General features: G+C 59.1%; 23 protein-coding genes. 10 read left to right on the top strand and 13 right to left on the bottom strand.

Annotation, left to right across the window (positions count from 1 at the left end; all coding sequences use genetic code 11):
- Positions 1–25: 25 nt before the first annotated feature.
- The 3 genes from KAQ61_RS08630 to KAQ61_RS08620 form a co-directional block, all read right to left on the bottom strand.
- Positions 26–1,084, bottom strand: coding sequence for a Fic family protein (locus KAQ61_RS08630; protein WP_210931423.1), 1,059 nt, complete (start codon positions 1,082–1,084; stop codon positions 26–28).
- Between the two features lie 123 nt (positions 1,085–1,207).
- The gene (locus KAQ61_RS08625) at positions 1,208–1,753 is read right to left on the bottom strand and encodes an McrC family protein (RefSeq protein WP_210931421.1); all 546 of its coding nucleotides are present in this window, start codon (positions 1,751–1,753) and stop codon (positions 1,208–1,210) included.
- Positions 1,735–2,691, bottom strand: coding sequence for a DUF927 domain-containing protein (locus KAQ61_RS08620; RefSeq protein WP_210931419.1), 957 nt, complete (start codon positions 2,689–2,691; stop codon positions 1,735–1,737). Before KAQ61_RS08620 ends, KAQ61_RS08625 begins: the two co-directional genes overlap by 19 nt.
- Between KAQ61_RS08620 and KAQ61_RS19075 the strand changes: the two genes are divergently transcribed.
- Positions 2,609–3,013, top strand: a complete 405-nt coding sequence (locus KAQ61_RS19075) for a transposase (RefSeq protein WP_420839398.1) — start codon at positions 2,609–2,611, stop codon at positions 3,011–3,013. The two genes, KAQ61_RS08620 and KAQ61_RS19075, sit on opposite strands and share 83 nt — an antisense overlap.
- Positions 3,014–3,705: 692 nt before the next feature.
- Complete coding sequence (locus tag KAQ61_RS08610; protein WP_210931417.1) at positions 3,706–4,713, top strand: transcriptional regulator domain-containing protein; 1,008 nt, start codon at positions 3,706–3,708, stop codon at positions 4,711–4,713.
- Positions 4,714–4,747: 34 nt separating this feature from the next.
- Here KAQ61_RS08610 and KAQ61_RS08605 read toward each other — a convergent pair whose 3' ends face one another.
- The 7 genes from KAQ61_RS08605 to KAQ61_RS08575 all read right to left on the bottom strand — a co-directional run bounded on the left by KAQ61_RS08605 (position 4,748) and on the right by KAQ61_RS08575 (position 12,026).
- Positions 4,748–5,464 (bottom strand): M48 family metallopeptidase, encoded by a 717-nt coding sequence (locus KAQ61_RS08605; protein ID WP_210931415.1) that lies wholly within the window; start codon positions 5,462–5,464, stop codon positions 4,748–4,750.
- Positions 5,464–6,120, bottom strand: coding sequence for a hypothetical protein (locus tag KAQ61_RS08600; protein WP_210931413.1), 657 nt, complete (start codon positions 6,118–6,120; stop codon positions 5,464–5,466). Before KAQ61_RS08600 ends, KAQ61_RS08605 begins: the two co-directional genes overlap by 1 nt.
- A 41-nt stretch (positions 6,121–6,161) precedes the next feature.
- Positions 6,162–6,983 carry an IS3 family transposase gene (locus KAQ61_RS08595; protein ID WP_210931411.1) on the bottom strand — a complete coding sequence of 274 codons (822 nt, stop codon included), beginning with the start codon at positions 6,981–6,983 and terminating at the stop codon, positions 6,162–6,164.
- On the bottom strand, positions 6,980–7,297 hold the full coding sequence (locus KAQ61_RS08590) for a DUF1153 domain-containing protein (protein ID WP_003074457.1): 318 nt from the start codon (positions 7,295–7,297) through the stop codon (positions 6,980–6,982). Before KAQ61_RS08590 ends, KAQ61_RS08595 begins: the two co-directional genes overlap by 4 nt.
- Positions 7,248–9,818, bottom strand: coding sequence for a type I restriction endonuclease subunit R (locus KAQ61_RS08585; RefSeq protein WP_244983032.1), 2,571 nt, complete (start codon positions 9,816–9,818; stop codon positions 7,248–7,250). Before KAQ61_RS08585 ends, KAQ61_RS08590 begins: the two co-directional genes overlap by 50 nt.
- A 328-nt stretch (positions 9,819–10,146) precedes the next feature.
- Entirely contained in the window at positions 10,147–11,403 is a 1,257-nt protein-coding gene (locus KAQ61_RS08580; RefSeq protein WP_210931409.1) for a restriction endonuclease subunit S, read from the bottom strand.
- Positions 11,394–12,026 carry a hypothetical protein gene (locus KAQ61_RS08575; RefSeq protein WP_210931407.1) on the bottom strand — a complete coding sequence of 211 codons (633 nt, stop codon included), beginning with the start codon at positions 12,024–12,026 and terminating at the stop codon, positions 11,394–11,396. Before KAQ61_RS08575 ends, KAQ61_RS08580 begins: the two co-directional genes overlap by 10 nt.
- 212 nt (positions 12,027–12,238) lie before the next feature.
- Here KAQ61_RS08575 and KAQ61_RS08570 point away from each other — a divergent pair, with 212 nt between their 5' ends.
- Positions 12,239–12,442 (top strand): hypothetical protein, encoded by a 204-nt coding sequence (locus KAQ61_RS08570; protein ID WP_210931405.1) that lies wholly within the window; start codon positions 12,239–12,241, stop codon positions 12,440–12,442.
- A 20-nt stretch (positions 12,443–12,462) separates the two neighbouring features.
- On the opposite strand, the gene KAQ61_RS08565 is transcribed toward KAQ61_RS08570, so the two are convergent.
- The 3 genes from KAQ61_RS08565 to KAQ61_RS08555 form a co-directional block, all read right to left on the bottom strand.
- On the bottom strand, positions 12,463–13,908 hold the full coding sequence (locus tag KAQ61_RS08565; RefSeq protein ID WP_210931403.1) for an IS1182 family transposase: 1,446 nt from the start codon (positions 13,906–13,908) through the stop codon (positions 12,463–12,465).
- 111 nt (positions 13,909–14,019) lie between these two features.
- Entirely contained in the window at positions 14,020–14,502 is a 483-nt protein-coding gene (gene cadR, locus KAQ61_RS08560; RefSeq protein ID WP_210931401.1) for a Cd(II)/Pb(II)-responsive transcriptional regulator, read from the bottom strand.
- 15 nt (positions 14,503–14,517) lie between these two features.
- Positions 14,518–14,856: a YnfA family protein gene (locus tag KAQ61_RS08555; protein WP_210931399.1), complete on the bottom strand. Its 339-nt coding sequence runs from the start codon at positions 14,854–14,856 to the stop codon at positions 14,518–14,520.
- 116 nt (positions 14,857–14,972) lie between these two features.
- Between KAQ61_RS08555 and KAQ61_RS08550 the strand changes: the two genes are divergently transcribed.
- The 7 genes from KAQ61_RS08550 to KAQ61_RS08520 all read left to right on the top strand — a co-directional run bounded on the left by KAQ61_RS08550 (position 14,973) and on the right by KAQ61_RS08520 (position 23,102).
- Positions 14,973–15,605 (top strand): cation efflux transmembrane domain-containing protein, encoded by a 633-nt coding sequence (locus KAQ61_RS08550; RefSeq protein WP_210931397.1) that lies wholly within the window; start codon positions 14,973–14,975, stop codon positions 15,603–15,605.
- A gap of 13 nt (positions 15,606–15,618) precedes the next feature.
- Positions 15,619–16,332, top strand: coding sequence for a transglutaminase-like domain-containing protein (locus KAQ61_RS08545; RefSeq protein WP_210931395.1), 714 nt, complete (start codon positions 15,619–15,621; stop codon positions 16,330–16,332).
- A gap of 64 nt (positions 16,333–16,396) precedes the next feature.
- Positions 16,397–16,819 carry a hypothetical protein gene (locus KAQ61_RS08540; protein WP_210931393.1) on the top strand — a complete coding sequence of 141 codons (423 nt, stop codon included), beginning with the start codon at positions 16,397–16,399 and terminating at the stop codon, positions 16,817–16,819.
- A 143-nt stretch (positions 16,820–16,962) separates the two neighbouring features.
- Positions 16,963–18,276: a TolC family protein gene (locus tag KAQ61_RS08535; protein ID WP_210931806.1), complete on the top strand. Its 1,314-nt coding sequence runs from the start codon at positions 16,963–16,965 to the stop codon at positions 18,274–18,276.
- Positions 18,277–18,317: 41 nt separating this feature from the next.
- Positions 18,318–18,872: a hypothetical protein gene (locus KAQ61_RS08530; protein ID WP_210931391.1), complete on the top strand. Its 555-nt coding sequence runs from the start codon at positions 18,318–18,320 to the stop codon at positions 18,870–18,872.
- Positions 18,869–19,981, top strand: a complete 1,113-nt coding sequence (locus KAQ61_RS08525) for an efflux RND transporter periplasmic adaptor subunit (protein ID WP_210931389.1) — start codon at positions 18,869–18,871, stop codon at positions 19,979–19,981. Before KAQ61_RS08530 ends, KAQ61_RS08525 begins: the two co-directional genes overlap by 4 nt.
- A gap of 1 nt (position 19,982) precedes the next feature.
- Positions 19,983–23,102, top strand: a complete 3,120-nt coding sequence (locus KAQ61_RS08520; protein WP_210931387.1) for an efflux RND transporter permease subunit — start codon at positions 19,983–19,985, stop codon at positions 23,100–23,102.
- Positions 23,103–23,146: the final 44 nt, after the last annotated feature.

The raw sequence follows: 23,146 nt of genomic DNA, 5'->3' as shown, positions 1-23,146 counted from the left end.
TCGCTTGCTTAGTCACGCAAGTAGGCTACGGGGCCATCAAGATACCTGTCAACGCATGGTTGATGTAGTAATTGCTGCGGCCAATCTTCTGCTTTTCCAGAAAGCCCGATTCGGTAAGCGTTTCCAGATACTTGGTGGCTGTCAGCCTTGAAACCTTCAGGTCCTTCTGCAAAAACTCAATCTTGGTGTATGGGTGCATGAACAAGCTGTTGATGAGGTCTTGGCTGTAGAACTTGTGCTGGTCTCGGATGCGGTGCTTGTAGTCAAGCAGGGCGTCGCGAATGGCAATCACCGTTTTTACCGTCTGCTGTGCAGTTTGCTCTACAGCATCCAGCATATACAGCACCCAGTCTTCCCAGACATCGTGGTCACGCACGGCTTGCAGCAGGCGGTAATAGTCGGCCTTGGTTTGCACGATATGGCGGCTCAGGTACAACACCGGAATGTCCAGCAGCCCTTCCTTGACCAAATACAGCACATTCAAAATACGCCCCGTGCGGCCATTGCCGTCATAGAAGGGGTGAATGCTCTCAAACTGGTGGTGAATCAGCGCCATCTTGATAAGCGGGTCTACCGGAACTGCATCCGGGTCGTTGATGACCTGCTCCAGGTCACGCATCAGCGCCACAATCGCATCCGGCTCCTGTGGCGGCGTGTACACCGTGCGCCCTGCACCATCTTTCAGCGCAGTACCCGGTAGCTTGCGAAAGCCCGCATGGTTGCGCTCCAGCTCGCGCTGAATGTCAATCAGATGGTTCGCAGTGAGTAGTCCCGTCTCCCTGACCAATCGGAAGCCCGTATACAAAGCCTGTCGGTAACTCAGCACCTCCTTGCTGGCAGCGGACATCTGGCTCTCAGGCGACAAATCGTCCTTGAACAGCTCATCGTGCGTAGTCACGATGTTCTCAATCTCCGAGCTGTCCTTCGCTTCTTGCAAACCAAGGGTGTTGATGAGAATGCCTTGGTTGGGGATAGACGCAGCAATCCCCTTGAGCTCAGCCAGCTTGCGGCTGGCGCTGGCCAGCTTCTTCAGAATGGGGGCGGTGTCAAAGCGTTCTGGCTGTAAAGCGGAAAGATTTTGCATCCCAAGGACATGTATAGAAAACTTAGATTTTTATACATAAGCTGCAGGACTTGTATAGAAAAGTGCAAATACTGCACATTTCAGCCCCCTGTGTGGTGAACATGCATAGCAAACAACGGATTTCTATACATGTGCACTGACGATGCTGTCGGTCATGTTCTCCGCCCAACCATGTCCAAGTGCTAACAGCTGCCGCTCAAAGTCCTCAGCAGAGCCCATCAAATCAATGGTCTTAAACCGCAGACGATGTCCTTGCATGTCCACATAGGCATCCACGGCCTCACCACAGTGCGGGTGCAACAACATGCCTTCACTGCACCAGCCTTGCCCCAAGGTCGTAGCTTCTTGCGTGCGCAAATAGGCATAGAGCTGGTACAGGTAGCCACTGCGCAGCATCTGCTCCTTGTACTGTGACGAAGTAAAGATGTGGGTGAACTTGGTATCAACCACCAGCTTGCGCTTGCTGGCAGGGTGTAGCAGCTCGATATCCGTCGTCATACCCGGCAAGTGGTCCCGTAGGCCTTGCTCCAGCAACTGCCCCGATACCGTCGCCAGCACATCAATGCGCCCCCGCACGCGCGAGAGCACCGCGTGTCTGGGCTGGTAACCACGGCTCAAATTGCGGCGTAGGCGCTGCTGGACCACCTTCGTCAGCAGCCTGGCCAGCAAACCACCTCGCCCACATCACGTGGGTCGCACTCACTGATTTCATCCAGCGCCAGCAAACCATCGTTGAAGAGGGCTGCAGCACCCTCTAGCCCATTGGCCGTGGTGCGCCAACTGCGGCGAAAGTTATCTCCGCCCCAGACGCTCGCGGCTGCCTGCAAGGCGGTGGTTTTGCCGGTCGAGCTGTCACCAATCAGGTGCAAGCCGCCTGAATCCATACCCACGCGTGCCAGCAAAGGACCAGAAAATGCCGTGCTCAATGCCAACACCAGCATGGGATTGCCGTCAGCCAGCATCGAGATGCTTTGCTGCCAGCCTTCCAAGGTGCCGCGTTGTGTGTACTCATCCGTAGTTTTGGCATCGGTTTGAAAGGTGACGCGGATAGCATCCGGGCCAATCACCGTATCAGGCAAGGCATAGGCTTTGAATTCGCTTCCTGCCCAGCCTGTCTGTATGACAGCTTCCATGCGACGCTGTGGAGCTTGGCTTTGCAAATAGGTCGCCAGCATGCGAGGGCCAGAACGGCTGGGGTCCAGATGCACGCCCATGCTCAGCAGCATGCCACGCAGGTCAGAACCATCACTGCGCAGCATTTCCATAGGCATGCTCCACAGAACCCACTTGCCCAAGGTATTGCGCAAGCGCAGCAAACGGCCGAAGTTGCCGCCATGGGCATCGAATGTGACGGCATCCACATGCAGCGGACTGCATACCCAGTGCTGCTCCAAAGTACTGGAGGCGTCGTCTTTCGCCGGTTTGACACCGAAGTGCCAAACGCCTGGACGGTAGCGGCAGCCATCAGACGTTGTAAACGCTTCATCCAGTACCACAAAGCAAGGACGGTCTTGTTCGGATGGAATGGGGTTAAAGCTTTCGGTAGCCACTGCGGTAGTGGTATCACCTTTTTTCAAAGGTGGCTGGAAGCTGAGTGGCTTATTCATAGTGCAAGCCCTCCAGTACTTCCGCGAAGCATGTGGCTACGGCATGTTTGCCTTCCAACTGCGCCAAATCATTGAAGTCTGTGGCTACCCGCCGGAAATCCGCAAGGTCATCTACACCACCAATGCCATCGAGTCGGTGAACATGAGCCTGAGGAAGCTGAGCAAGAACCGGGGCTCGTTCCCCAGTGACGAGGCGCTGACCAAGCTGTTCTACCTGGCGCTGCGCAACATCAGCCAGAAGTGGACCATGCCCATCCGGGATTGGAAGGCCGCACTGACCCGCTTTACCATTCAGTTCGGAGACCGCATCTCCGTCAATTGAAGTCCGACCCGTTTACACAAAAATTCGGACACCCCCACTGATTTTTAATGATGTAACGTCTGTTACGTCAGAATCATCAAGGCCAATAAGTCCTAAACTTTTACCAATTTGCAGTGGCTTTCTCAGTTCTTATGCATGAGGGGTGAGTCAGAAAAGCTTAAGTTGTAGAAGTTGCGTTCTTCATAAGAATCCAGCGACGTCGCCAGCGCACTATTCGTTCATAGTGCACTAGCAATCCTCAAAAGGAAGCTCAGCGTAATGCTTCTCTGATGTGGCGCTGGAGTTGCGCAGCAACTTCGAGTGAGCTGCACGGAAGCTAGCGCAGATGGGGGGCTGTGTTGGGGAGAAAATAAAGTACCACTGGCTACACACTGGCTACACGGAGCAAAAACAAAAAAAGCCTGCTACTTTTTCAGTAGCAGGCTTTCCTTTATCTCATTGGTGCCGGAGACATGAATCGAACACGCGACCTTCTCATTACGAACTCTGGCGCGAAGTATCGTCGATTGATGCTCACTACTGTCTTCACTCGAGACAGCTCAATTTTAGCATCCCGCATTGATGCCGAATAGTGCCGAAAATTTTCCCCAACTGTGACATAGCTGTGACACGGATGGCTTGCATCCGGGCCTTGTTTTGGCAGGATTCGGACCACCTGATACGACTATAGATTTTCAACTTGGGAGGGCATGATGAGCACAGAGCAAGAAGGTGAAGAGCAAGTGGGGCCAAAGTCATCTCGGCAGTGGGCCTGGGAATTTCTTCGACGCAACCCTGCTTACCGAGAGGCTTATGCGCAATGGCTGGAGCTTCCGGAGGTTGTTCGTAGCTTGAAGCTCAACACACAGGAGCTGTCTCGATCACTGCTCGAAGACATTCCTATGTCGTATTTCGTTGTCGAAGAACATCAGCAGCTCGATGACAAGTGGCATGAAAAGTTGAGCAGCAAGAGTAAGACGGAAGATTTTGCGAATCTCAGTCCATTCCATCCAAAGAAAGGGGTGGAGCCATTGCTTGGGGAAAATTTAAAGGAATGGCATGAGCGTACTCTTGATATAAGAAAAGAGGTGGGATTCACAATTAGCCATTCTTCATCCATCTTACCGAGAGAAAATTTTGGCTTGAAAAAATGGGTTGACCCAGAGGTGTCACCACTTCCTGAGCCAGATGCTAATATTTTTGCAGAATTAAAATTTGAGGTATACGCAGAGTTTTGCAAATCGGAAAATTTTCGTCAAAAGCCATGCTCTGTATCTGTAAGTGAAATTAAGAGAACGGAGGTTGTGCTGAAAATAGATGTGATGCAGCCAATTGGGTACTTGAAAAATGAAATAGAGATACTAATAAAAGAGCAAAGAAAATTTATCGAAAAAATTATGAAAGATAAGCCTCAGTACTTTTTAAAAGAGGTTGATGATATTTATCATGTTTATGAAGGGCAGGATAAATTCAATAGAGGTGGAATTTATGGGGAATATCTTAAATTATTGGATAGAATTCTGAAGGGGGAGAGTGAGGATAACATCGTTCATGTGGAACCTGGATTTGCTAGAGTTCCTTCTAGTGATAATTATGCTAAAAAAATGAGGTATAGATTCGATACCGCTATCGAACTTAGAGATAAAGGTTATCGTAAAATTGCCTATTTTGATGATTATACTGGTTCGATTATTGATTATGAAAAAAATACCCAAACTTAGTTTGATTTATATAAATATATTTTTCAAATCCCATTTAATAATCCCAGTTTTCATGCCGTACAGGCAGGTTATTTAGCTCTTCCCTGAAATACTCCCACTTTGGCATAAATAAATTCATTACTGAGACAAATCGGGCATTGTGGCTGGGCTCAATCAAGTGAGCCAGCTCGTGCACGATGATGTATTCCAGACATTCGGGCGGCTTCTTTGCTAGATCGGTGTTCAACCGAATGGCGTGGCTGTTGGGGTTACAGCTTCCCCATTTGGTTTTCATGCGTTGCACAAAGACCTTGGAGGTTTTCACGTTCATCAATGCTTCCCACTTTTCCAGCAACGGCGGCAATGCCATCTTGAGCTGTTCGCGATACCAAGCATCCAGCAGCTCTTCACGGCGTTCTGTGCTGGTGCCTGGACGTACACCAAGCACGATTCGCTTGTGCTGGAGGTCAATGGTGGGTGCTGCATCGCGCTCGATCACGGTCAGCAAATACCGCTTGCCCCACAGATAGTGACTCTCGCGGTCTATGTAATCGCGCGGGGCTTCGCGTTTCTGTGCGCGCACTTTGCGCTGCTGGCTTTTGATCCATGGCAGCTTGGAAATCGCAAACACCCGGATCGTATCCAAGGCCATGTGCTCGGGCGCAGAAATTCGTATGTGACCTGCGGGCGGGTACACGCTCAAGTGAACATGCTTGATGCGCTTTCTGATCACCTCAGCAGCGATGCCGCCCAGGTCAATGCTTTCCGGCATCAGTATTCCTGCTGCGCGTTGACGACGAGAAACAGACGCTCGACTTCGTCCACGTTCTTGAGTGTGTCGTACAGCGCACGTTTAATCACCAACTCTTTGGCCTGTACGCCCCTCCAGCCATCTGGCCGGGCCAGTCGAACCGCTTTGTCGATTTTTAGTGCAAGGGAAACGGCAGGGTCTTCATTGCTGTCTGCGGGGTCATAAGGTGCATCCGCTTCTGCTACTTTCACTGCATGCAGCACCGGCGAGTTCTGCAAGTTGTTGAAGATGGCACGCTTGCCCGGTGAATCAAGCTTGCCTGATGTGGGGTCTGCTGGACCTGTCTGCACTTTGTTGGCAATGTCAGCAATGCGCTTCAAATACTCTTCGTACTCAATGGCGCGCTCCTTGCGCAGCTTGATGATTTCATTGAGCAGGGCAGACATTTTTTCAAAGTAGGCCGGGTCGGTCAGGCTGTCTTTGATGATCTTGCTGCGAACGTTGTTTTCAATTGTCTCGGCAATGGCTTGCTGGTTGCCCTGCATGTCGGCCAGCTTGTTGGCAATCGCATCCGCAATGCCTGTCTTCACGATCAAGTCCAGCAATCCAATGCCGTCAAATGGCGAAATCTTGCGTGGCTCGCTGGCTTCGATATAGGTGTCGATCAAGTGCCGCATGTCTGCCTCAAAATGTATTGACCCAGCGGTTTCTGCACAGGTCAGGCTGCTAAAGCATAAGCCTCAGCGGGGGTCTTCATGCCCAGCGCCTGATGAGGGCGCCGGTGGTTATAAAAGCCGATCCAATCTGCGATCACACGACTGGCGTGCTGCAGTGTCTCGAAGCGGTGGCGGTGCACGCATTGGTCTTTGAGCGTTCTGATCACGCGCTCGACCATGCCGTTTTGCTCCGGGCTGTACGGGGTGATGAACTCCTGCTGCAGGCCATAGCTTTTGACCAAGGCCGTGTAGCTGCGGCTGGTGAACACCAGACCGTTGTCTGACCTCAACAGGAACGGGTGCCGGACCTTGCCCAGACAGCCGTACCTGGCAATCAACGCCTGCTCCAGCGCCGCTTCAGCGGTCTTGGATCGGCCACTTCGGCTGAGGTGCCAGCCCAGCAGCTCGCGGCTGTAGCAGTCGATCACCAGGGCCAGCGAAGCCCAGCCATCACGCCCTGTCCACACGCGGCACAGATCGGTGGCCCAGCGCTCATCTGGCGCCTTGGCCACAGAAGGCAATGCCTGGATGCGAGGCCTGAAGCCCACCGGGCGCTTGCGCACCTGCCAGCCCTTGAGCTGGAAGACCCGCTGCACGGTGTTCTTGTTGAAGCCAAGCAGGTGCGCCACGGTGCGATAGCCGAACGACGGGTTCTCTTCGATCATGGCCTTGATGGGCTTGACGAAGTGTTCCTGAACCTTCGGTGGTGCCTTGGCGCTGCGGTAGTACACCGTGCGCCGGGGCATCTCGAACCAATGGCACAGCTTGACCAGGCTGACTTTGAATCCGTCTTGGGCCAGTCCCTGCTGAAGGCTGAGGATCATTTCTCGTCCTCGTTGCCCAGCAGGGACGCCAGCTTTTTTCTGGCACGCAGCTCCAACATGGCTTCGCCATAGGCCTGCTGAAGTTCGCGCAGTTGCTTCTCGTACTGCTCTTTGACTTCCAAGGGCTTGGTGCGCAGGGCGTTCTCCATGCCACGCTTGCCTTCATCGACCCATTGCTCAACCTCCGAGGGGTTGAGGTCGAAGGCCCGGCTGGCCTCCGAGATCGTGGTCTTGCCCTGGATGATGTCCAGGACAAGGGCCGTCTTACGCTTGGCTGTCCAGCGCTTGATGTCGTCTTCCATCAGGGTGCTCATCGTCGTTTCCTTCAACGTTAACACTTGAGCAGGAATTCACTGGGTCAATACAAAAAGGCTTGAGGTCCAAGGTCTCGCCGCTGGCCTTGCGGATGATCTCGCGGATGGCAAGGTACCGATCCAGCTTGGTCTTGATGGACTTGGCATCGGCATCGCTGTACCCGGCTGCAGCCATTTCATCGGCCACATTGGCATAGGCACGCAGCAGCGCAACCACACCCTTGTAGAAAGCCACGCGCTGCGGTTCGTGGGTTTTCAGGTCGTCGGCAATCTCGGTATTGCCGCAGAAGTAGTGAATGTGCTCCAGCTCGCCCTTGGGCGGCTGTACTGGCTCGCACAGCAAGAACAAGGCTTCCAGCGCAGCATCCAGCCGTTCCCGGCCCAGTGTCAGCCGGTCCTGCAGCATCACCTCGGGGTCAGCGCCGCCTGCACTGTGGTCGATCTCCGAGGTGTACACCGCAATGGCTTTTTCCACCTTCTTGAACAAGTCCTTGTAATCGACGATGTAGCCAAAGTCCTTGTCATCGCCATCCAGTCGGTTGGTGCGGCATATTGCCTGGAACAGACCGTGGTCCTGCATGGACTTGTCGATGTACAGGTAAGAGCAGGGCGGCGCATCAAAGCCGGTCAGCAGCTTGTCCACCACGACGAGCAGGCGCATGTTGGCAGGCTCTTTGACGAACAGGGCCTTGGCTTGGTCTTCGTAGGTTTCTGTTTTGGACTTGCCCGGCTTGGGCTGCACATTGCTCAGCAGTTCGGTATAGGTGTTGTAGATGAACTGCTTGTCGGTCTCTGTACCGGCGCCAATCTCTTCGAGCGTCACATCCTTGGCCTGCGGGTTGTACGAGGTAATGACCGCGCACCGGCCCTTGAACAGCGTCTTCTGGAACAGCGCGAAGTATTTGCAGGCCTCGTAGATGCTGGAAGCAACCAAGATGGCATTGCCGCGTTCACTGGACAGGCGCGGTTTGACGCTGAAGTCAAAAATAATGTCCGCTACTACCCGGTCCATGCGGGCTTTGGAGCTGAGCACGTTCTGCATCGTGCCCCATTGCTTCTTCAGCTCTTCTTTCTGCCAGTCGTTCAGTGCCTTGGTCTTGGCATCAAACCACTGGTCGATCTTGTCTTGCGAGCCCAGCTTCTGGTCAATGTCTCGGGCTTCGTACACCAGGTCCAGCACCACGCCATCTTCCACGGCTTCGCTGAATTTATAGGTATGGATATAGCCGCCAAACACCTCCAGGCTGGTGGCCTTGTCTTTTTTGAGCAGGGGCGTGCCAGTGAAGCCGATGAATACCGCATTGGGCATCAGCGCCTTCATCACGCGGTTGAGCTTGCCGCCCTGTGTGCGGTGGCATTCGTCCACAAACACTAATACCTCGCCCACTGTCGGGCTGGGCTGCGCCTGTAGGTCTTTGATGAAGGCGTCAAAGTCCGCATCGGCATTTTTGGCAGTCGTGCCAAATTTGTGCACCAGCGAGCACAGCAGCCGGGGCGTGGCCTGACCCAGCTGGCTCATTAAATCGCTCCCGCTGCTGGTGCGGCAAATGGTCTCACCGGCATCGGTAAATACGCGCTCGATCTGTTTGTCCAGCTCATCGCGGTCGGTGATGATGGCTACCCGCGCCTGCGGCTTGTTTTCCAGAATCCACTTGGCCAGCAGCACCATCAAAATGCTTTTGCCGGCCCCCTGCGTATGCCAGATGATGCCGCCCTGGTGCTGGTGCACATGTTCTTGCGCGGCCTTGATGCCGAAATACTGGTGCACGCGAGGCAGCTTCTTCACGCCGCCGTCGAACAGCACAAAGTCGTGCATCAACTCGATGAGCCGTGCCTTGTTGCACATCTTCAGCAGATACTTGTCCAGCTTGTAGCGGCTGTTGTCGGCATCGTCTTCCTTCCAGGTTAGGAAGAATTTCTCTGGCGTGCCAATGGTGCCGTACTGCATGCCTTCGGAATCGTTGCCCGCCATCACCAACTGCACGGTGCTGAAGAACCAGGCGTTGAATTCCGGCTGCTGGTTCGACAGGCTTTGCCTGATGCCATCGCCAATGCTCACGCGGCTGTTTTTGAGTTCCAGTACGCCGATGGCAATGCCGTTGACATACAGAACCACATCGGGCCGCCTCTGCAGCTTTCCTTTGAGGGTCACTTCTTCGGCAATCGCAAAGTGATTGCTGGCGGGTGCTTTCCAGTTGATCAGGTGCACAGTTTCCGTCACCTTGCCCGCTTCGGTCTTCACCGGCACGCCATAGCGAAGCAACTGGTACACCGCCTGGTTGTTGCCGTACAGGCTGCGGTCGGGGTGATTGGCCTCCGTGCGCAGCTTGTACAGCGCCACGCTGATCTGCGCCGGACTGTAGCCAGCGCTGGTCAGATACTCGGTCAGCAAGCCTTCTTCAATGTTGCTGTTGCTTTTGCGGTCGGCCCAGTCGCCCAGGTAGATGTAACCCAGCTCGTCACAAAACAACTTGACCACGCGGTTTTGCGTGGCACGCTCAGGCTTGCCAATATCGCTCATATGGATGTGTTCTCCCTCTACGCCAGATCAACCCTGCACACTGTACCGAGTGCCACGAAACTTCATCATGCAAAAGCGCAACGCACCACCCCCAAAGCCTTTTACGCCCAGCCCGCAATCGGTGCGGCGAGCCGTGGCCAGTTCCACCGCGCTGGAAACGGGGCAGACCGTGCAACAACTGGAGCAAAAATTGCTCAGCTGCCGCCAGAGTCGATTTGCCCACATCAAGCTGGAGGACTGATACCAGAAGCTGCTCAACAACGCTTCGTGAATATGAAGTAAAAGCGTCCTCTGGCGCTTATCCATAAAGCGCAAGCAGCTATGCTATTTATAGTAAACGAATCCTGCCGGTCAGCAGCTCCTGCATCATGCCTTGCTTAATGCTCCGGGCCTTGGCTAGCCGGGACTCTAGCGCGACGAGTTCTTCATCCATAGCGAATAGAACCTCGGCAATTGCGGTTTGCTCCTTTGGCTGAGGGACCTTAACTGCAATGCTTCTAAATTTACTCAAGGAAATAACATACCTGGTTCCGCTGCCATCACAAAGAGTTTCGGCTTGGCTAAGAAAATCACGCGTTTTGAATGCATATGCACGAAAACGCAAGTCCCAAGCCTCGTTTAATCGCAGTCTAACTAAGTGGTAACTGTACGCGGCATCAGGGATGTCCTCCAGAGATACAGCAGAATTTGCTATGTCATCTCTCGTCTCCGAAGATGGAGTGAAAAAAATATCTCCTTTCTGGACTAAGCAGCGCCTTGCTTGATGAAGTGGGGCCGTAACCCAGTGATTGAGATTGTTAGAGGAAATAAAGTCATTCCGATAAGTATCCATGTAGTTCACCAATCGGACTGGCACCTCACCAGAGCGAATTTTTTTGTCAACGCCAGCGCCGGAAACTTCGCCTATTTGGTCCAGCGTTTTTACATCCCACCCCCCACTAAATCCCGGAAGCCGCCGCTTTCCGGTGAGTAATTCCTGTATGGCACCTTGTTTGATCTGACGTTTTTTGGCGATTAGTTGATCAAGGGATTCGATGAGGGCATCGGTATCGCTCAAGGCTTCAGCGATGGCTTGTTGTTCAGCTATCGTTGGGGGAATCGCTACCGGCATTCGGTTAACGATTGTGATGTATATGTGCTTTATCGTTGATCCACCTGCATCTTGCAGCATACGTTCTTGATAAATAGGTGCTTCAAGAAGTACTTTTAGAAAGCGCGGGACAACCTTATTGTTGGGGCGAAGAATTGCAACAGACTGATTAATGCAAATCGTCTCTTTACCCACGAGTGCTAGCCTTCCAAGAGTTCCATCTTTGGTTAGCAAAAGGTCATTTTTTTTAGGCCGACTTTTGTCCGTCAATAGCGTTTTGTACGCTTCCGTTGTCGTGTAGCGGGCAGTTTCAAAATTAATATGTCCAAGATTTATGTCTTTGGCCGTGACCATGCAGACACCACTGTGTGAGGTCGGCATAGGATTTGTGAAACCGTATGAAATATAAGAAGTGAAATCTTCAAGCGGTGATACCAGCCAATCTTCTGGAATTACGCCAACTTCAGTCTGCTTGTAACCCACCTTCAGTTCCATACAAACCCCATTTTTTCCAGATGTTGGTTCACCTTGGCCTCCAGTTCAGCCACGCAGTTAGCCATCTGCGGCATGGGTGCGTCGTAACGCTCTGCCAGTTCCTTGACCCGCTGGGTCAGTGCCTGGCTGATGCGGTCCATTTCGCCGTGGATGGCAGTACGGAGCGCAGCCAGCCATTTGTCATCCACCACAAGCGCTTGGGTGTTAACTTCGCAAAGTTTTGGATATTGAGCAAGTGCCTTGGTGTCTAGCGCGGCCTCGGCATCTCGGAGCTGCCTTTTTAGGTCGGCCTCTTGCTTGGCAAGCTTGAGCCAGAGGTTCAGTACTTCGGCTTCGTCCCAAGCATCCAAGTCGCCTTTGATCTCTTGTAGTCGGTCGGTAACGCTAGCTTTGTTGATTTTTTCAAAACCGCAGAACGCCGCATCGTCACCGCTGTGCTCTTCTTCCAGCTCGGTGAGTTGAGCGGTGATGTTGTTCAGGCTAGCCGCCAATTCATCAATGGCAGCTTGATCCTCTGCAAAGTAGCGCGCCACGATTAATGGCTTGGGGATCAGATCACAGGCCCAGCCCTTGTCCGTGGTTTTGGTGACCTTGCCGTCCTTATTCTTCTTCACTTCAATCACGCGATAGGTCTCTGCCTTCCAGCCATCGGCGGCAATCAGATACGGCTACAGCGCAGCCGACATCATGAAGTCTCAAGAGATCCGCAGACAGTTACGTCCCTTGTGGGCGCGGTTGCTCGACGAGATAGCTGAGTAAGGCCTGCCTAGATTGCGGGTGCCTTGGCGGATCGGACCGTCCTTGCACAACGTGAAATGGCTGGGATGCGCGAGCCATGGAAGCAGTCGTTCATCAGTGGCAAGACGTGACCGCTATTGACCGTCTGAAATCGACCGAGGCTGTGTGGAAACACAAAAACTTCATCAGCATCTTGGCCAACGAATCGATAGATTTCCTGCATTTCCTGGCGTCGAAGATTTTCCCCGCCAAGAACGATCTCCCCCTCCAAAACGGCCTTTCAAGGCCCTTTGAGACCTAATTTCACCGCATAAAAAGGGCTCATCCGCCCACCAGACGCATCGCCGCCATCGTTCTCTCAAACCCAAGAATGCAAAGCACTCGCTTGAAGTTGTAGGCCAGCACATTCAAGCTCATCTCAGTGCCGACATTGGGCAGCCGCTTGGTCAAGAAGTGCGTGTAACCCATCCAATGCTTAAGCGTGCCGAACACATGCTCTACCGTTCGCCTTCTCACCATCATGGCGTCTGGCATTTGATCTAAACGCTGCTGTGCACGTTCCACTACGTCTTCGTGCTCCCATCGACTGATGCGTCGGTAATCGCTGGGCGTGCACTTGGATTTGATAGCGCATTGCGTACAGGCGCTGCTCCAGTAGCGCCTCATTTGCAAACCACCTTCCTCGCGGGTAAAGCGGTAGATGGCACGCTGTCCTGCTGGGCACTGGTATTCGTCATCTTTCTGGATGTAGATGAAGTCTGAGCGATCGAAGCGTCCTTGGGCACGTGCACCGGATGTATTGGGCTTGGGAAGAATGGCCGCAACGCCAGTGTCTTCACATGCTTTGATCTGCTCGCCGCTGTAGTAGCCTCGATCAGCAATGGCTTGCAGTTTGCGTTTGCCCATGGCCTTGCGTGCAGCCAGTGCCATGCAGGCCAGAGCACTTCTGTCATACCCTTGGTTGATCACTTCATGGGCGACGATCAAGTGATGTTTGGCATCTACTGCCAATTGAACGTTATAGGCCACCATGCCAGAACCTCGGCCACTGGTGGCCATAGATCTGGCGTCAGGGTCTGTCGTTGATAGCTGCTTGTCTGGTTGCTCTTTGAGTTGTTCCTTCACTTCATCGAGCGCCTGCATTTGCTTTCTCAGCATCGCAATCTTGTCTTGGAGCCTGGTGGTTCTGGCTTCCAGTTCCGCAGGCTGTGTGCGGTCGGCCGTATCGAGAGCCGACAGATAGCGCTGAATGCTTTCTTCAATCTGTTGCTGTCGCTTGTCGATCTTGCCCATGGTGAAGTTCTTGTCACGGGTGTTGACGGCTTTGAACTTGCTGCCATCAATCGCTACCAGCGCCTGGCTGAACAGCTTCAGATCACGGCACAGAACGACGAATCGGCGGCACACATTGCGGATGCCCGAGCCGTTGTTCCGCCGGAAGTCAGCGATCGTTTTGAAGTCAGGCGCCAAGCGCCCTGTGAGCCACATGAGCTCCAGATTGCGCTGGGCTTCACGCTCCAGGCGGCGACTGGATTGGATGCGATTGAGATACCCGTAGATGTAGACCTTGAGCATTACCGCAGGGTGGTAGGCCGGGCGGCCTGTGGCTGCGGGTGTTGACCCATCAAAGCCCAGAGAAGGCAGGTCCAACTCCTCAACGAACGCATCGACAATGCGCACTGGATTGTCTACACCCACAAAATCATCGAGACACTCAGGCAGCAAAGTCACTTGCTCGCGGGATTGGCCTTCAATGAATCGCTTCATGAGTCACCTCGCTCAAAACGGGTGCTGTGAGTTTAATTTTTGAAGCGTGGCCAGCCAAGCGTTTTCACACAGCCTCGACCCTCAGGAGCCGTTGGTGCTGTAGTAGAGCGGTCATTCAGGCGTCGAGCTGTTAGCGCGACGCCCGCGGTTGCCATGGGCCCCTGACACATGAGGGCTTGCCGACCTGATGCTCGTCGCTGACGACGCCTGCACCAGTTCGTTCAGGATGCCGCACTTTGCCGCCTCACGAACGCCGGTGCACTGGTCCCGAAGCTTTTTCAATTGCTTCTCCAGCTGCCGAAGTTCGCGGATGCGCTTGGCGACATGACCGATGTGCTCATCGAGCAGCACGTTGACCTCCCCACATTCCGCTTGCGGTTCGTCCTTGAACCGCAGCAGCACACGGATCTCGTCCAGCGTCATGTCCAGCGACCGGCAGTGGCGCACGAAGGCCAGCCGCTCGACATGCTCAGGCCCGTAGATGCGGTAGTTGCCTTCGCTGCGCGGCGCCTGCGGCAGCAGGCCTTCGCGCTCGTAGTAGCGGATGGTCTCGACTTGGGTCTGCGCCGCCAGCGCCAGTTCACCGATCTTCATGCCCGTGTCCTTTCCTCAGCTTGCTGCCCTGGGCTGCAGGGCAATGATCGCCATGCCGACCAGGCAGATGCCTCCACCGACAAGGTCCCATCGCGTCGGGACCACACCGTCGACGCGCCACAGCCAGATCAGGGCCACGACGACATACACACCGCCGTAGGCCGCGTAGGTTCGGCCTGCGGCACTGGGATGCAGCGTCAACAGCCACGCGAACACCGCCAGCGATACGGCCGCCGGCAGCAGCCACCAGACCGGCCGACCTTGCGTGAGCACCAACCAGGGCAGGTAGCACCCGACGATTTCGGCAACAGCGGTGACGAAGAACAGTCCGGTGACGCGAAGGAAGTCGAACATGGATCGAAGCTCTCTACGTTTATGACGGGGGGCGCCCAACACTCGGCAGCATAGCCGCTTGACTCTGGAGCCGCTACAGGGTTTCAAATGCCGGCATCGACATTCGAAAGCCCCTCATGAGCGACTCCTGCGGCAGCCACGGCTGCGCCACCCCTGCGGCCAGCCAGAGCCCGCGCTACCGGCGCGTGCTGTGGGCGGCGCTGATCATCAACCTGGCCATGTTCGGGGTCGAACTGGCCGGCGGCCTGAGCTCGGGATCGGTGTCGCTGCTGGCCGACGCCGTGGACTTCTTCGGCGATGCGGCCAACTACGGCATCTCGCTGCTTGTGCTCGGCATGGCGCTGACCTGGCGGGCTCGGGCTGCGCTCTTCAAGGGCCTGACCATGGGCGCCTTCGGTATGTTCGTTCTCGGACGGGCCGCATGGTCGGCCGCTTCCGGCACCGTGCCCGAGCCGGTGACGATGGGCGCCATCGGCGCCCTGGCGCTGCTGGCCAACGTGTCGGTCGCCGCAATGCTCTACGCCTGGCGCGAGGGCGACGCCAACATGCGCTCGGTGTGGCTGTGCAGCCGCAACGACGCGATCGGCAACGTGGCGGTGATGGCCGCCGCGCTGGGCGTCTTCGGTGCCGGAAGCGGCTGGCCCGACCTTGCGGTCGCCTCAGTCATGGGCGTGCTGGCGCTGACCGCCGCGCGCTCGGTCATTCAGCAGGCAAGGGCTGAGCTTCGCCCCGTGCCGGCGCACGCCTGACAGGAGCGACACCATGTCCGACGCAATGCACACCCTGCTGGCCGCGACCCCGCTGCTGGATGTCCACCACCCCGACATCGAGGCGCTCGTCGCCGCCCGTGGCTGGCGCGCCCTGCGCCCCTACGACCGCATCGGTGCCGCCTACGAATTCGTCCGCAACGAGGTCGCCTTCGGCTACAACGAGGGCGACGAGCTGCCGGCATCCAGCGTGCTGGCCGACGGCATCGGCCAGTGCAACACCAAAAGCACGCTGCTGATGACCTTGCTTCGCGCGGTGGGCATCCCCTGCCGCTTCCACGGTTTCACCATCGACAAGACCTTGCAGAAGGGTGCAATCACGGGACTGGCCTACTGGCTGGCCCCGCAACGCATCATCCACAGCTGGGTCGAGGTCAGCCTCGAAGGCCGCTGGATCGCGCTGGAAGGCTTCATCCTCGATGCGACCTACCTCGCCAGCCTGCAGCGCCGGTTTCCGCAGGCCCGCCGCTTCTGCGGCTACGGTGCTGCCACGGCCGACCTGTCGGCGCCCGGCGTCGAATGGCGCGGCCAGGACACCTACATCCAGAAGGAAGGCATCGCCGACGACTTCGGTGTTTTCGACAGCCCGGATGCCTTTTACGCGCGCCACGGCTCCAATCTCTCCGGCCTCAAACGCTGGCTGTACCGGCGCGTCATCCGCCATGCGATGAACCGCAACGTCGCCCGCATCCGCGAGTCAAAGTGGTGAAACCCCACGACCTGCTCGCCTTGCATGCGCCTGGACAAACCCTGTAGCAGCTATACTCTCGGTGATGCGTCGCTTCCTCGCCATTTTCCTGCTCACCATGCTTCCGCTCCAGTTCAGCTGGGCAGCGGTGGCGACTTATTGCGGGCATGAGAGTCAGGCGAGCACGGGACACTTTGGTCACCATGACCATGACCATGACCATGAGCACCACGCCGACGCCGGCAGCGATGCCGGGCCGGCTGTTGATGCGGGTGCAGATCTGACCTCGTCCCCGGACGAGGTCGGTGGCGCGAACGGCGACAAGGCGCCAAGCGCCATGGACCTGGACTGCGGTCACTGCCACGGCACCTGCAGCGCGATGCTGACATTGCCTATGGGTCTGCCGGGTGCGCTTTCGACCGCGCTGCCCAGCGTCACCGTCGACAAAACGGGTGGTGCACACGCACCGACCCGACCCGAACGCCCTCAGTGGCTGCCCCTCGCCTGATCGGCGAGGCGGGTCTCTTCCCTTTCTGACGCCCGTTCGCGCCTGAGTGCGCGCCGCAGCCCGCGGCGCCGTCGGGCACGGCGCGACCTGTTGGTCGCCGCTTGCCGATCTCCCGTGGGTTGTTTTCAACACTGGAGCATTGGATGAGAAATCGAACTCGAACGAAGGTCTGGCTGTTGCGCGCCAGTGTGGCGGGCGCTGCGACCCTGTGCGGCACGGCCGTGGTGGCGCAGGCAGCTGCGGATGCCGCAAATGCCGCTGTGGCGCCCGCAGCAGGCAGCACGGAAGCCGCTGCAAGCCCGTTGAATCTGCGACAGGCATTCGACGCTGCCTGGTCACGCCAGCCTGAGGCGATGGCGCTGCAGGCGCGACGTGACGCCACCCGCGCCAAGCAGACAGCCGCCAAGGCCTGGACGCCGGAGCCGGCGGCACTGGAAGTCTCGAACAGGACCGACCGCCTGGGCAGCAACCAGGGCGCGCGTGAACTCGAAGTTGGCATCGCCGTGCCGCTGTGGCTGCCCGGTGAACGTGGCCGCAGCGCAGCGCTGGCCGACGCCGAGGGTGCAGCCCTCGAAAGCCGGGCCCACGCAGCGCAACTGCGCGTGGCTGCCGCGGTGCGCGATGCATGGTGGCAGTGGCAGCGTGCGCGCATCGAGGTGGCCACGGCCCGCGCGCAGCTTGACAGCACCCGCCTGATCGCCGCCGACGTGGCCCGGCGTGCGAAGGCCGGCGATCTGGCCCGCGCCGATCAGCACCAGGCCGAGGGCGCGGTGGCCAGCGGAGAGGCTGCTGTTGCGCAAGCTGAAGCAGGCCTTGCGGCGGCTCGTCAGCATATGCGAGCACTGGCTGGCGTCGCCCCGGCCTTGTCGGGTGCTGACGACACGCCGGCAGAGCCGGACCCCGGCACCACGGCAACTGAAACCGAAGCGCATGCTGCTCTGCAAGAGCTCAAGGACCGTGCCGCCATGGCGCAGCGTTCCGTCGAACTCACTGCCACCCAGTCTCGCGCCAACCCTGAGCTGACGCTGACGACCACGCGCGACCGCGGTGCGCGCGGAGACGCGTCCCAGCAGACCATCACGCTTGGCATCCGCATCCCTTTCGGCGCCGGCCCGCGTTTCGATGCCCGCAGCGCCAACGCACGCGCCGAAGCTGCCGAGATCCAGGCCCTGCTGGCCCTGGAACGTGAGCGGCTCGCTGCAGAACGGGAAGCGGCGCGCGCGCGGGTCGAGGCCTCGCGCACGCAGCTGATGGCCGCCGAACGGCGCGCGCAACTGGCCCGCGAGTCGCGCGACTTCTTCGACAAGTCCTTCCGGCTGGGCGAAACCGATCTGCCGACACGCCTGCGCATTGAGGCCGAAGCCGCCGAGGCAGAGCGCCAGGCCGCACGCACCCGCATCGAGCTCGCTTCGGCGATCTCTGCGTGGCGCCAGGCCCTGGGCCTTCTGCCCCAGTAACCGCCCGTGACGCCATTCAACGAATCCTTCAGGACATCCCCATGAACTTCCCGAATCTCCCGGCTGCACTGTGTGCTGCGGCCATCCTTGCTGCATCCCCGGCCTGGGCCGGCCCAGGCCACGACCACGGTGACGCGGCGCCCGCGGCCGTCGGCCAGGCGCTGCCGCGCTTCTCGGCCGTGTCCGAGACCTTCGAACTCGTCGGCGTGCTCAGCGGCAAGCAGATCACGCTGTACCTCGATCGCTTTGCCGACAACAGCCCCGTGCGCGGCGCGCAGATCGAGCTCGAGATCGGCGGGGCCAAGTTCAAGGCTGAGAAGCATGGCGACGACGAATACGAGGTCGTGCTGCCCGAGGCCCCCAAAGCCGGCGTTTTGCCGGTGACCGCCACGGTGACCGCCGGCAACGAGGCCGACCTGCTGGCAGGTGAACTCGACCTCCACGAGGCGGCGCACACCGAGGAGGCTGCACACGCGCACTCGTGGACGGAATACGCGGGATGGGCGGCGGCCGGCATCGCCGCACTGGCGTTGCTCGGATGGGGCGGACGTCGTGTGATGAATGCGCGCAGCGCCCGCGCAGGAGCTGCAGCATGAAGCGCACCCTGATCGCCTCCAGCTTGGGGCTGCTGATCGCCCTCACAGGGCTGGGCTCCGCCCATGCCGGCCCAGGCCACGACCACGGCGACGCCCCCGCCGCGCCCAGCGCCAACGGACCGCAGCGACAGCCTGATGGCAGCGTCTTCCTGCCCAAGCCCGCGCAGCGCCAGCTGGGTGTGCGAACCGTCGTCACCGAAGCGGCCGAACTGCCCCGCACGGTGGAACTGGGCGCCAAGGTGCTGATGGACCCGAACGCCGGTGGCAAGGTGCAGCCGCTGAACGCGGGCCGCATCGAACCCGGGCCGCGTGGCTTGCCCAACCCCGGGCAGACGGTGCGCAAGGGCGAGGTGCTCGCCTACGTCGTGCCATCGGCGGCGCCCATCGAGCGCTCCAACCAGACCGCGCAGCTCGCCGAGCTGCGTGCCGCGAAGGCCCTTGTCGACAAGCGCATCGCGCGTCTGCAGGAACTGGCCGACACCGTGCCGCGCAAGGAGATCGAAGCCGCCGAGAGCGAAGCCGCCAGCCTGTCGGCGCGGATCGCAGCGGTGGGTGGTGGCTTGTCCACGCGCGAGGCGCTGCTGGCGCCCGTATCGGGCGTGATCGCCTCGGCCAACGTCGTGGCCGGCCAGGTGGTGGATGCACGCGAACTCGTCTTCGAGATCGTTGATCCCTCGCGCCTGCGCATCGAGGCATTGGCCTTTGATGCCACCATCGCTGCCAACGTCGGCACCGCGACGATGGCCCTGGGCAACCAACGTGTGCCGCTCAGCTTCATCGGGGCCTCGCGCAGCCTGCGTGAGCAGGCGCTGCCCCTGGCCTTCCGCGCCCAAGGCGCTGCACTCAACCAGCTGGCCGTCGGCCAGCCGGTGCGCGTGTTCGTGCAGACGAAGGACAAGGTCAAGGGCATCCCGCTGCCAGTGGCCGCGCTGATGAAGAACCCGGCCAACCAGACGGTGGTCTGGGTGAAGACGGCGCCGGAACGCTTCGAACCCCGAACCGTCACCACCGAGCCCCTGGACGGTGTCAACGCCGCAGTCACCTCCGGGCTCGAACCCGGTGACCGTGTCGCGACACAAGGCGCCACCTTGATCAACCAGGTGCGCTGACATGTTCAAGTGGCTACTCGAAAACAGCCTGGCCAACAGGCTGCTGGTGCTGATCGCGGCCGTCGTGCTGATGGTCTATGGCGCGTTCACGCTGACGCGCACGCCGGTGGACGTGTTCCCCGACCTCAACAAGCCCACGGTCACGATCATGACCGAGGCCGGCGGCATGGCCGCCGAAGAGGTGGAGCAGCTGATCACCTTCCCGCTGGAGACGACGATGAACGGCCTGCCGGGTGTGGAGAGCGTGCGCTCCACCTCGTCGGCTGGCCTGTCCTTCCTCTACGTTACCTTCGACTGGAGCGTGGACATCTATCGCGCCCGCCAGCTGGTCGCCGAGCGCTTGTCGGCGATGGAAGAAGGCCTGCCCGAAGGCCTGGTGCCGCGCATGGGGCCGATCAGCTCGATCATGGGCGAGATCATGCAGATCGCGATACCGGTCGACGAGAAGAAGATCAGCCCGATGGCCGTGCGCGAGTACGCCGACTGGGTGCTTCGGCCCCGGCTGCTGGCGGTGCCCGGCGTCGCGCAGGTCATCCCCATCGGCGGCGAGGTGCGGCAGTTCCAGGTGCAGCCGAACACGGCACGCATGGCCGAACTCGGTATCACGCACGACCAGCTGGCGGCGGCGCTGCGCGGCTTCTCGGCCAACACCTCAGGCGGCTTCCTGGAGCTCAACGGGCGCGAGTACCTCATCCGCCACCTGGGCCGCACCTCGCGGCTGGAAGACCTGAGCAACCTGGCCGTGGGCAGCAACCGTGGTCAAGCGATCCTGCTGCGGCAGATCGCCGAGGTGACTTTCGCCGCGGCCATCAAGCGCGGCGAGGGCGGCTTCGAAGGCAAGCCGGCGGTCATCCTGGGCATCCAGAAGCAGCCCACCGCCGACACCATCGCGCTCACGCGCACCATCGAAGAAGCGCTCACAGGGCTGAAGGCTTCGCTACCCGCGGGCATGGAAGCACCGCGCGTGACGTTCCGGCAGGCCAGCTTCATCGAGGCCTCGATCACCACGCTGCAAGGCAAGCTGATCGGCGCGTCGGTTTTCGTCGCGGTGATCCTGTTCTTCTTCCTCGGCACGGTCCGGCCCACCGTGATCGCGCTGACGGCGATCCCGGTGTCGATCTTCATCACCGCGCTGGTCTTCCGCTACTTCGGCCTGTCGATCAACACGATGACGCTGGGTGGCCTGGCGATCGCCATCGGCGGCCTGGTGGACGACGCCGTGGTGGATGTGGAAAACATCATGCGCCGGCTGAAGGAGGACCGGGCGCGCCACCCACAGCACCGCCTGCACCCGCTGCAGCTGGTGGCCAAGGCCTCCATGGAGGTGCGTTCGGGCATCCTGTACGCCACCGTCATCATCGTGCTGGTGTTCCTGCCGCTGTTCGCGCTGCCAGGCATTGAAGGGCGGCTGTTCGTGCCGCTGGGCGTGGCCTTCATCGCCTCGACGCTGGCGTCGCTGCTGGTGTCGGTGACGGTGACGCCGGTGCTCAGCTACTACCTGCTGCCCCGCCTGAAGACGCTGGACCACGGTGACACGCGCGCCCTGGCCTGGTTGAAGAAGCGCTACCGCGGCGGCCTGCAGGCGGTGCTGAACCGCCCCAAGGCTGCCCTGACAGCCGCCGGCATGGCGGTGCTGGTGGCGGGTGCCGCCGTGCCCTTCTTCCCCACGACCTTCCTGCCGCCCTTCAACGAAGGCACATTGCTGGTGGGCATCCGCCTGAACCCCGGTGTCACGCTCACCGAGAGCTCGGCGTTGGCGCGGCAGGCCGAGGTGCTGATCTCGCAAGTGCCGGAGGTCACGCACGTCGGCCGGCGCAGCGGTCGGGCTGAACTCGACGAACACGCCGAGGGTGTGCACGTCAGCGAGCTCGATGTCGGCATCGTTCCAGCGGAGCAGCTGACGCGCACCATGGACGAGGTCCGGGCCGACATCCGCAGTCGACTGGTCAACCTGCCTGCTGCCATCGAGGTCGGCCAACCAATCTCGCACCGCATCGACCACATGCTCTCGGGTGTGCGCTCGCAGATCGCGATCAAGATCTACGGCGAAGACCTGGACGCCCTGCGCGGCCAGGCTGATGCACTGCGTGCCAAGCTGGCCACCATCCCGGGCATTGCTGACCTGCAGATCGAGAAGCAGGTGCTCGCGCCACAGATCAAGGTGCGCGTGGACTACGCGGCCGCGGCGCAGTATGGCGTGCCGGCGCCGCAGATTCTGGCCACGCTGCAGGGCCTGGTGGAAGGTGAGCGAGTGGCGCAGATCGTCGAGGGCAACCGCCGCTTTGCGCTCGTGGTGCGGCTGCCGGAGTCGGCGCGTTCGATCGAGGGTTTGAGCCAGATCCTCATCGAGACCCCCAGCGGGCGGATCCCGCTGTCGAAGGTGGCGAGCGTCGAAGACAGCGACGGCCCCAACCAGATCAGCCGCGACGACGGCAAACGGCGCATCGTGCTGTCGGCCAACGCCTCGGGCCGGCCGCTGTCGGAGATCGTGGCCGACATCCGCAAGGTGGCCGCCGAGACGAAGCTGCCCGAGGGCATGTTCATCACGCTGGGTGGGCAGTTTCAGGCGCAGGAGGAAGCATCGCGACTGATCGGATTGCTGTCCATCGTGTCGCTGACGCTGATGTTCGTGGTGCTGTACACGCGCTACCAGAGCGCCGTGCTCTCGGCTTTGATCATGGTGAACATCCCGCTGGCACTGGTGGGCGCGGTGATCGGGCTGTGGTTGTCGGGCCAACCGCTCAGCGTGGCCGCCATGGTCGGCTTCGTCACGCTGGCCGGCATCTCGGTGCGCAACGGCATCCTGAAGGTCAGCCACTACATCAACCTGATGCGCTTCGAGGGCGAGCACTTCGACCAGAAGATGATCGTGCGCGGCTCGCTGGAGCGGCTGAGCCCGGTGCTGATGACGGCGCTGGTCACGGCCTTTGCGCTGGCACCGCTGCTGTTCGAGGCCGAACGTCCCGGCACAGAGGTGCTGCACCCGGTAGCCGTGGTGATCTTCTCCGGGCTCATCAGCTCGACCCTGCTCGACACCTTCCTCACGCCCGCCATGTTCTGGCTGTTCGGCCGCAAGCCGGCAGAGAAGCTCATGGATGCCAAGGACGCCGAAGCGCTGTGAGCGCGATCTCAACGATTCCCTGTTCCCACTCCACTGAAAGGAAA

The organism is Comamonas aquatica (assembly GCF_018064205.1).
In the GTDB taxonomy this organism is placed as follows: domain Bacteria; phylum Pseudomonadota; class Gammaproteobacteria; order Burkholderiales; family Burkholderiaceae_C; genus Comamonas; species Comamonas aquatica.
This window is presented reverse-complemented; position numbering and strand designations above follow the sequence as displayed.